The 12714-nt window shown below is 64.8% G+C and carries 10 protein-coding genes; 6 read left to right on the top strand and 4 right to left on the bottom strand.

Annotated elements, in window-relative coordinates; translation table 11 throughout:
- Positions 1-32 precede the first annotated feature (32 nt).
- From ACFQX9_RS13880 to ACFQX9_RS13870, 3 genes are all read right to left on the bottom strand, one after another.
- Complete coding sequence (locus ACFQX9_RS13880; RefSeq protein ID WP_085351920.1) at positions 33-1616, bottom strand: AMP-binding protein; 1584 nt, start codon at positions 1614-1616, stop codon at positions 33-35.
- 33 nt (positions 1617-1649) lie between these two features.
- On the bottom strand, positions 1650-2285 hold the full coding sequence (gene upp / locus ACFQX9_RS13875) for a uracil phosphoribosyltransferase (RefSeq protein WP_085351919.1): 636 nt from the start codon (positions 2283-2285) through the stop codon (positions 1650-1652).
- A gap of 214 nt (positions 2286-2499) precedes the next feature.
- Positions 2500-2970 (bottom strand): hypothetical protein, encoded by a 471-nt coding sequence (locus tag ACFQX9_RS13870; protein WP_085385317.1) that lies wholly within the window; start codon positions 2968-2970, stop codon positions 2500-2502.
- Between the two features lie 488 nt (positions 2971-3458).
- Here ACFQX9_RS13870 and ACFQX9_RS13865 point away from each other — a divergent pair, with 488 nt between their 5' ends.
- The 6 genes from ACFQX9_RS13865 (at position 3459) to ACFQX9_RS13840 (ending at position 11607) form a co-directional block, all read left to right on the top strand.
- Entirely contained in the window at positions 3459-3548 is a 90-nt protein-coding gene (locus ACFQX9_RS13865) for a K(+)-transporting ATPase subunit F (RefSeq protein WP_018454042.1), read from the top strand.
- Positions 3549-3579: 31 nt separating this feature from the next.
- On the top strand, positions 3580-5283 hold the full coding sequence (kdpA, locus tag ACFQX9_RS13860; RefSeq protein ID WP_085351917.1) for a potassium-transporting ATPase subunit KdpA: 1704 nt from the start codon (positions 3580-3582) through the stop codon (positions 5281-5283).
- Positions 5284-5332: 49 nt separating this feature from the next.
- Entirely contained in the window at positions 5333-7447 is a 2115-nt protein-coding gene (gene kdpB / locus ACFQX9_RS13855; protein WP_085351916.1) for a potassium-transporting ATPase subunit KdpB, read from the top strand.
- A gap of 110 nt (positions 7448-7557) precedes the next feature.
- Positions 7558-8160, top strand: a complete 603-nt coding sequence (locus ACFQX9_RS13850) for a K(+)-transporting ATPase subunit C (RefSeq protein ID WP_018454045.1) — start codon at positions 7558-7560, stop codon at positions 8158-8160.
- A gap of 37 nt (positions 8161-8197) precedes the next feature.
- Complete coding sequence (locus tag ACFQX9_RS13845) at positions 8198-10921, top strand: sensor histidine kinase KdpD (protein ID WP_085351915.1); 2724 nt, start codon at positions 8198-8200, stop codon at positions 10919-10921.
- Positions 10918-11607 carry a response regulator transcription factor gene (locus ACFQX9_RS13840; RefSeq protein WP_085351914.1) on the top strand — a complete coding sequence of 230 codons (690 nt, stop codon included), beginning with the start codon at positions 10918-10920 and terminating at the stop codon, positions 11605-11607. The genes ACFQX9_RS13845 and ACFQX9_RS13840 overlap by 4 nt, the downstream gene beginning before the upstream one ends.
- 218 nt (positions 11608-11825) lie before the next feature.
- Here the strand turns inward: ACFQX9_RS13840 and ACFQX9_RS13835 are convergent, their stop codons facing one another.
- The gene (locus ACFQX9_RS13835) at positions 11826-12710 is read right to left on the bottom strand and encodes a Ku protein (RefSeq protein WP_018454048.1); all 885 of its coding nucleotides are present in this window, start codon (positions 12708-12710) and stop codon (positions 11826-11828) included.
- Between the last annotated feature and the right edge of the window lie 4 nt (positions 12711-12714).

Here is a 12714-nt window from a genome sequence, read left to right as displayed (position 1 = left end):
GCGCCCGATCACCGCGACGCGCTACGGCAGAGCTATTCGGCCGCGATCCGCTCCATCGCCATGGCCCGAAGCCGGGCGCGCTGGATCTTGACGCCGTTGGCGCTGTCGGTGACGGGGAAGGCCTCCACGACATAGATCCGCGCCGGGACCTTGTAGCCGGCGAGCCGCTCGCGCAGGCGGGCGATCAACGCGTCCTGCCGCGGCGGCTCGTGGGGTTGCTGGGAGGGGATCACGAAGGCAACGCAGCGGGCGTTTCCCTTCAGATCGACCGCGACGACCTGGGCGTCGGCCACGCCAGCGCACGATTTGAGTTCGTCCTCGATCTCGCCGGGCGCAACCAGGAAGCCGCCGAGCCGCATGGCGTCGCCCGCGCGGGTTTCGTAGACGAACGAGCCGTCGCCGCGCAGCTGGCCGATATCGCCGGTGCGGAAGAAGCCGTCCGCGGTGAAGGCGTCGCGCGTCGCGTCGGGATTGTTGTAGTAGCCGAGAAAGAGTGATGGCGCACGGATCTCGATCTCGCCGGAGACGCCGCGAGGGGCGGGTTCGCCGGTCTCGGTGTCGCGCACCCGGACCTTGGCCTCCGGCGACATCGGCCAGCCGCCGCCCTCGATGCGATCGGCGAAGCCATCACTCGAGCGTGCGATCGAGAACAGCGCCTGCACCTCGCTCGAACCGTAGAGGCCGTGCAACGGCATACCGCGCGCTTCGGCCTCCGCCGCAAGCTCGCGCCAGCCGGGCTGGAACGCGGCAAAGCCGCATGCCTCGACATGCGGAAATGGATGCGGCGCGTCGGTGAGGGCGAGGATGCGGCGGAACATCTCGTCGGAACCAAAGGCGTGCGTGATCCCGCACTTGCGGAGAATCTTCAGCGCCGGCGCGGCCTCGAAGGCGTCGAGCGCATGGACGGCCGCGCCCGCTGCGACGAAGCCGAGCAAGCTCGTCATGCCAAAAGTGCCGCAGAACGGCAGCATCGCCAGCAGCGCATGGCGCTGCGGCGAGAGTTTGAGCGCCTTGGCAACGGCGGCGGCGTGCGTGGCCAATGTTCGCTGTGAATGCGCGACAAGCTTCGGTCCCTTGGTGGTGCCCGACGTCGTGTAGAGCAGCAGAGGCAGATCGACGTCCTCCTCCTCCGGCGTAGCCGGCGGATAAGGCTTGTCGAAGGCGTCGAAACGTACGCATGGCCATTGGGCGGGAATCTCATCCGCGCCGACCACCGCGAGTTCTCGTAGCGCGGGCACCTCGTCCTTGGCGACGTCGGCGAGAATAGCGGCAAAGTCGATCGAGCGGAACGCGGCTTCGATCACCATCACACGGGCGCCGGACAGCTTCAGGAGATGCGCGACCTCCGCGCTGCGGTAGCGTGTATTGACGGCGGCGACGATTGCCCCACGCCGGGCGGCGGCGAACAGCAGTGCGATCCATTCGATTCGGTTGACCAGCCAGACCGCAACGACGTCGCCCTTGCCGATACCCTGCGCGGCAAGCCAAGCGGCGGTCTGCTCGATCTTTTCCGAGAACTCCGCGCGCGAGACCGGCGTGCCGTCGAACACGAAGGCGGGATCGGCGGCGGCCTCGGCCCGGATCAGCGATTGCAGCGAAAATTCGTTGGCGCCCATGGCAATCGAACTAACCCGATCGCGCGCACCTGTCTACTTGGTGCCGAACATCCGGTCGCCGGCGTCGCCCAGCCCCGGCACGATGTAGCCGTGGTCGTTGAGCCGCTCGTCGATCGCGGCGGTCCAGACCGGCACGTCCGGATGCTCGCTCTGGAACTGCGCGATGCCCTCAGGCGCCGCCAGAAGGCAGACGAAGCGGATGTCGCGGGCGCCGCGCGCCTTCAGCAGCGAGGCGCCGGCGCAGGCCGAATTGCCGGTCGCCAGCATCGGATCCATCAGGATCACGGTGCGGTCCGACAGGTCCTGCGGCGCCTTGAAGTAATACTCCACGGCCTGCAACGTCTCAGGATCGCGGTAGAGCCCGATATGAGCGATGCGCGCCGAGGGCATCAACGCCAGCATGCCGTCGAGGAAGCCGACGCCGGCGCGCAGGATCGGCGCCAGCGTGAGCTTCTTGCCGGCGATCTTGGGCGCCCGCATCGGCGCAATCGGCGTCTCGATCTCGACCAGCTCCAGCGGCAGGTCGCGCGTCACCTCGTAGCCGAGCAGCATCCCGATCTCGTTCAGGATTTCGCGAAAGCTCTTGGTCGAGCGGTCCTTCTCCCGCATCAGGGAGAGCTTGTGCTGGACCAGGGGATGGGCGACCACGTTGACGTTGCTGATGCTCATGAAACCGATCTACACGGTTCCGTGAAACTGCGCCAGATCGGCCGAGTGTTTTTGGTGCGGGAGACGTGCCCTCAGCCGGGCGTCGCGACCGCGCTGCGGAGCCGGTTGCTCGCCCCGTAGGCAGCCATGGTCAATTCGCGGTCGATGGGCGTGACGGTTTATGCTCCGAGCCCGCGCGCCACGAGTGTGATGACGAGCGTCAGGACCGCGCCCACTAGCCGAAATTTTCGCAGCCTACCGGCTCGTAGAGCGGGTCAGGCGCGGGGCGAACAGCGGGAACACTCGGACGCGAAACTTCCAGGGCCAATGCCCGACCCTCGATGAAAGCCGACAGCAGTGCGAGCGCGAGATCGGAGTGGCGCGCCTCGACCGCGGCGTCGAGCCAGTCCGGCAATTCGCGCTCGCGCGAGAGAGCGCAATGCCATTCACCCTCGTCATAGGCGATGCGGCGGACTTGCCAGAGCGGCAGCTCCAGCTCCATCAGCGCCAGCGCGGCATCGGCCCAGGCTTCTGCTTCGATCAGGCGCGTGACGCGCGCGGTGGGCTCGATCTGTCCGAGCGAAGGGAAGTGCCGACACGCCTTGTCGATGATCTCGAGCATCAACGGTTGCGTCATCACCTGCGCATTGCGCAAGCGGTTGCCAAGTGACGGTGGATCGTAGTGTCGGAGAGCGGCGGTGGTCATGTCAGGCCTCCTGGAGGTGGCGTCGGTCAGTCGGCCGGCCTCTCCAAGATGGCCAAAACGGCATTTGAAAACGAGATGGGGGCGGGGCGGGAGATATAGGGATTTCATAAGTGCGGGATGGGGGCGGTCGCGCGCCATTCTCCGCCTTCGCCGGGACGACGATGTGATGTGCCTCGCGAGCGTTGTCCGACCAGGCCAGCCTCGGCCTTTTATGAGATTCCTATAACTTCGCCACGGCCCTCGTCTCGAAAACCTATGCCTGGGGTGGCACTTCAGCACGGTCAAAGGTCCCGGTGGGCGCGGTGGAAATGCACTGGCATTTCCTTTCACGCGCCGACCGGGTCTCCCGAGAAACGATTGCGTCCAAATCAATGGCGCAACGAGGAGTATCTCCATGATGGACATTCTGATGCTGGCGCTGGGCTTCGGCTTCTTCGCCCTTGCGATTGGCTACACCTACGCCTGCGAACGGCTTTGAAGGAGCGGCCATGATCTTCGATTATTCGCTCGCCGGCGCCGTTTCGCTCGGCCTCCTGTTCTACCTCACTTACGCGCTGCTGCGGCCCGAGCGGTTCTGACCGTGCTCACGAAGCCTGAAGGGTTGATGTCATGACTATGATCGGTTGGCTCCAGATCATTCTCTTTTGCGTCATCACCGTCGCGCTCACAAAACCGCTCGGCTGGTACATGACGCGCGTGTTCAACGGCGAGCGGACCTTCCTGTCTCCGGTGCTGCGTCCGATCGAGGCCGGCATCTACCGGTTCTCCGGCGTCGACGAGAAGCGCGAGCAGCATTGGCTGACCTATACGGTCGCCATGCTGTTGTTCCATGTCGGCGGCTTCCTCATCATCTACGGCGTGATGCGGTTGCAGGCCGTCCTGCCGTTCAATCCGGCCGGCCAAAGCGCTGTCGCCGCGGATCTCTCCTTCAACACCGCGATCTCCTTCATCACCAACACCAACTGGCAGAATTACGGTGGAGAGAGCACGCTGTCCTATCTCGTGCAGATGCTCGGCTTGACGCACCAGAACTTCTTGTCGGCGGCAACCGGCATCGCGCTGGCGGTCGCCCTGATCCGCGGCTTCTCGCGCGCGTCGGCGCGCACCGTCGGAAATTTTTGGGTCGACGTCACCCGCTGCAGCCTCTATGTGCTGTTGCCAATCGGTATTGTCTATACGCTGTTCCTGGTCTGGCAGGGCATCCCGCAGACGCTCGGTGACTATGTCGAGGCCACCACGCTCGAGGGTGCCAAGCAAACCATCGCGGTCGGCCCGGTCGCCTCCCAGGTCGCGATCAAGATGCTCGGCACCAATGGCGGCGGCTTCTTCAACGCCAATGCGGCGCATCCGTTCGAAAATCCGACCGCGCTGTCCAATTTCATTCAGATGCTGTCGATCTTCGTGCTAGGTGCGGCGCTGACCAACGTGTTCGGTCGCATGGTCGGCAACGAGCGCCAGGGCTGGTCGATCCTGTCCGTGATGGGCGTGCTGTTCGTCGCCGGTGTCGTCATCACCTATTGGGCGGAGGCCAACGGTACTTCGACCCTGCACGCGCTCGGCCTGACCGGCGGCAACATGGAAGGCAAGGAGGTTCGCTTCGGCATCATCGCGTCCTCCCTGTTCGCCGTGATCACGACGGCCGCCTCCTGTGGCGCGGTCAACGCCATGCATGACAGCTTCACGGCGCTCGGCGGCATGATTCCCCTGATCAATATGCAGCTCGGCGAAATCATCGTCGGCGGCGTCGGCGCCGGCCTTTATGGCATGCTGCTGTTCGTCGTGCTCGCGATCTTCGTGGCAGGCCTGATGGTCGGCCGCACGCCGGAGTATGTCGGCAAGAAGATCGAGGCGCGCGAAGTGAAGATGGCGATGCTCGCGATCCTGGTGCTGCCGCTGATGTATCTGGGATGGACCGCGGTCGGCGTGGTCTATCCGGCGGCGGTCGCCTCGATGGCGAATGCCGGGCCGCATGGCTTCACCGAGGTGCTCTATGCCTTCACCTCGGCGACCGGCAACAACGGCTCGGCATTCGCGGGCCTTACCGGCAACACCTTCTTCTACAATCTCACGCTCGCAAGCGCGATGTTCGTCGGCCGCTTCTTCATGATCATTCCGGCGATGGCGATCGCGGGTTCGCTGGCCGCCAAGAAATCGATCCCGCCGTCCGCGGGCACCCTCCCGACCACGGGCGGGCTGTTCGTCGGCCTCGTCGTCGGCGTGATCCTGATCATCGGCGGCCTCACCTTCTTCCCGGCCCTCGCCCTCGGCCCCATCGTCGAGCATCTCGCGATGAACGCCGGCCAAGTGTTCTGAACGACTAGTGTTCTGATCGACCGCCTTCTGATTGTTTGGAGGGACCTCCATGGATACCACGAACCTGCAAAAACGCGCGTCCGTCTCGGCGATGCTCGATCCCAAGATCGTCGTGCCTGCGATCCGCGCGTCCTTCATCAAGCTCGATCCGCGCTTGATGATCAAGAATCCGGTGATGTTTGTGGTCGAGATCGTGGCCGCGCTCACCACTGTGATCTTCCTGCGCGATCTCCTCACCGCCGGTGAGAATCTCGGCTTCACCTTCCAGATCATCGTCTGGCTCTGGTTCACGGTGCTGTTTGCCAACTTCGCCGAAGCGGTGGCCGAAGGCCGCGGCAAGGCGCAGGCGGAATCGCTGCGCAAGACCCGCACCGAGAGCCAGGCCAAGCTACTGACCGGCTCTGACCGCACCTTCAAGTTGGTGCCCGGCACCAGCCTCAAGGTCGGCGACATCGTGCTGGTCGAGGCCGGCGATACCATTCCCTCCGATGGCGAGGTGATCGAGGGCGTCGCGTCCGTCAACGAGGCCGCCATCACCGGCGAGTCCGCACCCGTGATCCGCGAATCCGGTGGCGACCGTTCGGCGGTGACCGGCGGCACCCAGGTGCTGTCCGACTGGTTTCGCGTGCGGATCACGGCAGCGCAGGGCTCGACCTTCATCGACCGTATGATCAAGCTGGTCGAGGGCGCCGAGCGGGCGAAGACTCCGAACGAGATCGCGCTCAACATCCTGCTGGCGGGCCTCACCATCATCTTCGTGTTCGCCACCGTCACCATCCCGAGCTACGCGGCCTATGCCGGCGGCTCGATCTCGGTGGTTGTGCTGGTCGCGCTGTTCGTGACGCTGATCCCGACCACGATCGGCGCACTGCTGTCGGCGATCGGCATCGCCGGCATGGACCGTCTGGTCCGCTTCAACGTGCTGGCGATGTCCGGCCGTGCGGTCGAGGCCGCCGGAGACGTCGACACGCTACTGCTCGACAAGACCGGAACGATCACGCTCGGCAACCGCCAGGCGACCTCCTTTCGCCCGGTGCGCGGGGTCACCGAGCAGGAGCTCGCGGACGCGGCCCAGCTCGCCTCGCTCGCCGACGAGACCCCGGAGGGCCGTTCGATCGTGGTGCTGGCCAAGGAAAAATACAGTATCCGTGGCCGCGACATGGCCGAGTTGGGAGCCACCTTCATCCCGTTCACGGCGCTGACCCGCATGAGCGGCGTCGACGCCGGCGGCTCGTCGGTGCGTAAGGGCGCGGTCGATGCGATCCTCAACTATGTCGGTGGCGGTGGACCGCTGGTGGTCGCCTCCGGCAACACGGCTCGTTCCATCCAGCCCGCCGGGCTCTCGGACATCGGCCGCGAGATTCAGACCATCGCCGACGACATATCGAAGGCCGGCGGCACGCCGCTGGCGGTCGCCCGGGACGGCAAGCTGCTCGGCATCATCCAGCTCAAGGACATCGTCAAGGGCGGTATCCGCGAGCGCTTTGCCGAGCTGCGACGCATGGGCATCCGCACCGTCATGATTACCGGCGACAATCCCATGACGGCGGCCGCGATTGCAGCGGAAGCCGGCGTCGACGACTTCCTGGCGCAGGCAACTCCCGAGGACAAGCTCAAGCTGATCCGCGACGAGCAGGCCAAGGGTAAGTTGGTGGCGATGTGCGGCGACGGCACCAACGATGCGCCGGCGCTCGCGCAGGCAGATGTCGGTGTCGCCATGAACACGGGCACCCAGGCGGCTCGCGAGGCCGGCAACATGGTCGACCTCGACTCCAATCCGACCAAGCTGATCGAGGTGGTCGAGATCGGCAAGCAGCTCCTGATGACGCGCGGCGCGCTGACTACATTCTCGATCGCCAACGACGTCGCGAAATATTTCGCGATAATCCCGGCGATGTTCCTGGCGTTCTACCCCCAGCTCAATGTGCTCAACATCATGAATCTGTCGAGTCCGCAGAGCGCCATCATGTCGGCGATCATCTTCAACGCGCTTGTTATCATCGCGCTGATCCCGCTGGCGCTGAAGGGCGTCGCCTATCGCGCGGTCGGGGCCGGCGCACTGCTCCGGCGCAACCTGCTGATCTACGGCCTCGGCGGAATCGTCATTCCCTTCATCGGCATCAAGGCGATCGACCTCGTGGTGACCGCTTTGCATTTGGCCTAACCCCGTCATTGCGAGCGAAGCGAAGCAATCCAGAATTCTTGCCGCGGCTGAGAGACTGGATTGCTTCGTCGCTTCGCCCCTCGCAATGACGAAAGAAATAGGAGAAACACATGCTCAGAGAAATCCGCCCCGCCATCGTCCTGCTGCTGGTGCTCACCGCCATCACTGGCTTAGCCTATCCGCTCGCGATGACCGCTATTGCCGGCGCGATCTTCCCCGCGCAGGCGCAGGGCAGCCTGATCGAGCGCGACGGCAAGGTGGTCGGCTCCGCCCTGATCGGGCAGGAGTTCAAGGACGACAAATATTTCCACGGCCGTCCCTCGGCGACGGTGGCGCCGAATCCGAACGATTCGACCAAGACGGTACCGGCGCCCTACAACGCCGCGAATTCGGGTGGCTCAAATCTCGGCCCGACCAGCAAGGCGCTGGCCGACCGGCTGCAGGAAGACGTGGACAAGCTCAGGGGCGAGAATCCGAATGCCGCCGTGCCGGTCGACCTCGTGACGACCTCAGCCAGTGGCCTCGATCCGGATATCTCGCCGGAAGCGGCGCAATTCCAGGTGCCGCGCGTCGCGAAGGCGCGAAACGTGCCGGAGGATCAGGTCAAGCAACTGGTGGCTTCCAACACCCAGGGCCGCCTGCTCGGCCTGATCGGCGAGCCCCGGGTCAACGTGCTGACTCTGAATCTCGCGCTCGATCGTGCCACGAAGTAGTCTAGGCTAGGTCCGCGCGGATGATTATATTGATCTGATGGTCCGAGAGCGCCGCGATCCCGAACAACGTCCTTCGCCCGAGGCGCTGCTGGAGGCCGCGCGCCGGGAGGAGGGCGTGAGCGGCAAGCTGAAAATCTTCGTCGGCGCCGCTCCCGGCGTCGGCAAGACCTACGAGATGCTGCAAAGCGCCCACGCCAAGCGCAAGGCCGGCATCGACCTCGTGGTCGGCTTCGTCGAGACCCATGGCCGGGCCGAGACAGAGGCGCTGGTGCGTGGGCTGGAAGTGATCCCGCGCAAGAAGCTCGACTACCGCGGCCAGATTGTCGAAGAAATGGATCTCGACGCCGTGATCGCGCGCCGCCCGAAAATCGCGCTGGTCGACGAGCTCGCCCACACCAATGCTCCCCTTTGTCGCCATCCAAAACGCCATCTCGATGTCGAGGAGCTGCTGTCCCACGGCATCGACGTCTACACCGCCGTCAATATCCAGCACATCGAGAGCCTGAACGACGTTGTCGCGCAGATCACCCATGTGCGGGTGCGCGAGACCGTGCCGGATTCGGTGTTCGACCGCGCAGACGCCATCGAGCTGATCGACCTCACGCCCGACGACCTGATCCAGCGCCTGAAGGAAGGCAAGGTCTATGTCCCCAGGCAGGCCGAGCGGGCGCTGGAGCATTATTTCTCGCCGGGCAACCTGACCGCGCTGCGTGAACTCGCGCTGCGGCGCACGGCCGAACGGGTCGACGAGCAGCTACTCAGCCACATGCAGGCGAACGCGATCGCCGGTCCCTGGGCCGCAGGCGAGCGCATCCTCGTCTGCATCAGCGAAGATCCGCGCGCGGCCAGCCTCGTGCGTTACACCAAGCGGCTGGCCGACCGGCTGCACGCGCCGTTTATCGCGGTGTCGATCGAGACGCGGCGGTCCCTGCAAATGTCCGATGAGGAGCGCGACCGGCTCGCCGATACGCTGCGGCTCGCGGAATCGCTCGGCGGCGAGGCACTGACGATTCCGGGCGTCGGCCGCCGCCTCGCCGACGACGTGGTCAACTTCGCGCAGGGCAACAACGTCACCCAGATCGTGATCGGAAAGTCCACGCGCTCGCTCTGGTTCGAGATGACGCGCGGCTCCGTCGTGCACGATCTGGTGCGCCGCGCCGGTAACATCAGCGTGCATGTCATCCCTGGCGACGAATTCACGAACGAGCCGCCGCCGAAGACGGCGGTACAGACCGCAACGCGATCGGACCCGTTCGATGGGCGGCCCTATCTGAAGGCGGTCGGGATCACCGCGCTTGGCCTCGCTGCCGCCGTGGCGATCAAGCCGTATTTCGGCATTGAGAACGTCGACCTGATGTTTCTGACCGCCGTGGTGACGGTTGCCGTGCGCTACGGATTGTGGCCGTCGTTGCTTGCGAGTGTCGCGGCGTCCCTCGCCTACAATTTCTTCTTCCTGCCGCCGGTCTATACCTTCACCATTACCGATCCGACCAATGTCGCGGCGTTCTTTTTCTTCATGCTGATTGCGTTCGTGGTGTCGAATGTGGCGGGGCGGGTCCGCACCCAGGCTGATGCTGCGATCGGCCGCATCCGGACCACCGAGCAGCTCTATGCTTTCAGCCGCAAGCTCGCCGGCACCGGCACGCTCGACGACGTGCTGTGGGCGACCGCCTACCAGATCGCGCTGATGCTGAAAGTCCGCGTGGTGCTGCTGTTGCCGGACGAAGGGCTGCTCACGGTGAAGTCGGGCTATCCGCCCGAGGACGATCTCGATCAGGCCGACCTTGCGGCCGCCAACTGGGCCTGGAGCAATGACCGGCCTGCAGGCCGCGGCTCGGACACGCTGCCTGGTGCAAAACGGCTATTCCTGCCGATGCGCACCGGGCGCGGCCCGATCGGGGTCATCGGGATCGACAACGACCGCACCGGTCCCTTGCTGACGCCGGACCAGCGCCGGCTGCTCGATGCGCTGGTCGACCAGGGTGCGCTGGCAATCGAGCGCGTGCTGCTGGTCGAGGACGTCGATCGCGTCAAGCGCTCCGTCGAATCCGAGCGGCTGCGTTCCGCATTGTTGACGTCGATTTCGCACGACCTGAAGACGCCGCTCGCATCCGTGCTGGGTGCGGCCTCGACCATGCGCGATCTCGCCAGCGCGCTCTCCGACACCGAGAAGCGCGACCTGCTCGCCACCGTGATCGACGAATCCGAACGGCTCAACCGCTTCATTGCCAATCTGCTTGACATGACCAAGCTCGAATCCGGCGCCATCGTGCCCAACGCTGCGTTGCACGATCTCGGAGAGATCGTCGGCAGCGCGCTCCGGCGGGCAGCCAAGATCCTCACCGCCCACAAGGTGGAGCTGGAGTCGGCCGCAGACCTTCCCATGCTCCAGCTCGATGCGGTGCTGTTCGAGCAGGTGCTGTTCAACCTGCTCGACAACGCCGCCAAATATTCGCCGCCCCACGCGACGGTCTCGATTCGCAGCCGGCGCGACGGCGATCATGTGGTGCTCCAGATTACCGATGAGGGCGAGGGTATTCCGTCCGAGGAGCTCGAGAGCGTGTTCGACAAGTTTTATCGCGCGCGGAAGGGCGATCATGTCCGTCCCGGTACCGGGCTCGGGCTCGCCATCTCCCGCGGCTTCGTCGAGGCGATGCGTGGCACGATCTCGGCCGCGAATCGCAGCGACCGGAGCGGCGCGGTTCTGACCATCCGTCTGCCCATTCCGGCCCGGACCCACGCATTGGATACCGCCGCATGAGCGCAGCCCCGATCAAGGTGCTGGTCATCGACGACGAGCCGCCGATCCGCAAATTGCTGCGGATGGGGCTCTCGACGCAAGGCTATGAGATCCTGGAGGCGTCGAACGGCAAGACCGCGCTGGAGAAGCTCAGCGAGGGTCCCGCGCTGATCATCCTCGATCTCGGCCTGCCTGACATTCAGGGCCACGAGCTGCTGCGCACCATCCGCGCCCGCAATGAAGCTGTGCCGATCGTGGTACTGTCGAGCCGTGGCGACGAAGCCGGCAAGGTGGAGGCGCTCGATCTCGGGGCCGACGATTATCTGACAAAGCCGTTCGGCATGGACGAGCTGCTGGCGCGCCTGCGCGCCGCGCTGCGGCACCAGCTTCAGATCCAGGGCGAACGGCCGGTGTTTCGTGCCGGCGATCTCTCGGTCGATCTGGTGCGCCGGGTCGTCAGGGTCGGCGAGCGCGACGTCAAACTGTCGCCGAAGGAATATGACCTCCTGCGTGTGCTGGTGCAGCACGCCGGCAAGGTGCTCACCCACCGCTTCCTGCTGAGGGAGTTATGGGACGAGCTGACCGACGCGCAATATCTGCGCGTCTATGTCCGCCAGCTCCGGCAGAAGATCGAAGCCGATCCGGAACGGCCGCAATATGTACTGACGGAAACGGGGATCGGGTATCGGTTAAGGGCAGGGGATTAGGGTTGCCCGCGTGCAACGATCCGTCATGGCCGGGCTTGTCCCGGCCATCCACGTCTTGACCCAGGGGAGCGAGAACGTGGATGCCCTGGACAAGCCCGGGCATGACGGTCGGCGCAAGCCTGCATCAGCATCGTCATTGCGAGCGCAGCGAAGCAATCCAGACTGCCCCCGCGGAAAGATACTGGATTGCTTCGCTGCGCTCGCAATGACGGATTAAGTCAACCCGCCTTCCTCTGCCGCGCGGTCGACCGATGCGTCTTCTTCGCCGCGCCCGTTCGCCCCGACGCCCGGCGCGCATGGGACTTCGCCGCCGTCTTCTTCCCGCCGCGTCCCTTCAAGCTCTGCTTCAGCGCATCCATCAGGCTGACCACATTGCTCGGCTTCTCCTCGGGCTCCGGCAGTTCGATTGTCTTCCCGCTGGCCTTGCGCTTCACCAGGGCCTTCAGCGCGGTCTCGTAGTCGTCCTTGAACTTGCTGGGATCGAAATGGGAGGTCTTGGTCTGGAGGATATGGCCGGCGAGCTCAACCATGTCCTTGGTGATCTTCGGGCTCTTGATGTCGTCGAAGAACTGGTCCTCGTCGCGCAGTTCGTAGGGGAAGCGCAGCGTGGTGCCGAGCAGGCCCTTGCCGAGCGGCTCGATCGCGATGATGTGCTCGCGATTGGTGAGCACGATCTTGGCGAGCGCGACGCGATCCTGGTCCTTCATGGCGTCGCGGATCACGGCAAAAGCATCGACCGCGGCCTTGCCGTCGGGCGCGATGTAGTAGGGGTGGTTGAGATAGCGCTGGTCGATCTCGTCGCTCGGCACAAAGCTCTCGATGTCGATGGTGTGGTTGCTCTCGATCTGGACCGCTTCGAGCTCCTCCGGCTCGATCTCGACATATTTGCCCTTGCGCAGCTCGTAGCCGCGCCCCTTCTGGTCGCTCTCGACGACGTCGCCGGTCTCGGCGTCGATCATCTGCTGCTTCAACCGGTTGCCGGTCTCCCGGTTGATCATGTGAAACCGCGTCTTCTCGGCCGCGGTGGTCGCCGGATAAAGCACAACGGGGCAACTGACCAGCGAGAGCTTCAACGTTCCCTTCCAATAGGCGCGCGGTGCCATTCCG

Origin of the sequence: Bradyrhizobium sp. GCM10028915 (assembly GCF_042666195.1) — a bacterium.
Lineage (GTDB): Bacteria > Pseudomonadota > Alphaproteobacteria > Rhizobiales > Xanthobacteraceae > Bradyrhizobium > Bradyrhizobium canariense_D.
Note: the sequence above shows the minus strand (reverse complement) of the source record. Positions and strands in the feature narration are given on the sequence as shown.

Bases quoted from the DNA above. Each gene is read 5' to 3' on its own strand.
- ACFQX9_RS13880 (WP_085351920.1), bottom strand. From the start codon at position 1,616: ATGGGCGCCAACGAATTTTCGCTGCAATCGCTGATCCGGGCCGAGGCC.
- upp (WP_085351919.1), bottom strand. From the start codon at position 2,285: ATGAGCATCAGCAACGTCAACGTGGTCGCCCATCCCCTGGTCCAGCAC.
- ACFQX9_RS13870 (WP_085385317.1), bottom strand. From the start codon at position 2,970: ATGACCACCGCCGCTCTCCGACACTACGATCCACCGTCACTTGGCAAC.
- ACFQX9_RS13865 (WP_018454042.1), top strand. From the start codon at position 3,459: ATGATCTTCGATTATTCGCTCGCCGGCGCCGTTTCGCTCGGCCTCCTG.
- kdpA (WP_085351917.1), top strand. From the start codon at position 3,580: ATGACTATGATCGGTTGGCTCCAGATCATTCTCTTTTGCGTCATCACC.
- kdpB (WP_085351916.1), top strand. From the start codon at position 5,333: ATGGATACCACGAACCTGCAAAAACGCGCGTCCGTCTCGGCGATGCTC.
- ACFQX9_RS13850 (WP_018454045.1), top strand. From the start codon at position 7,558: ATGCTCAGAGAAATCCGCCCCGCCATCGTCCTGCTGCTGGTGCTCACC.
- ACFQX9_RS13845 (WP_085351915.1), top strand. From the start codon at position 8,198: ATGGTCCGAGAGCGCCGCGATCCCGAACAACGTCCTTCGCCCGAGGCG.
- ACFQX9_RS13840 (WP_085351914.1), top strand. From the start codon at position 10,918: ATGAGCGCAGCCCCGATCAAGGTGCTGGTCATCGACGACGAGCCGCCG.
- ACFQX9_RS13835 (WP_018454048.1), bottom strand. From the start codon at position 12,710: ATGGCACCGCGCGCCTATTGGAAGGGAACGTTGAAGCTCTCGCTGGTC.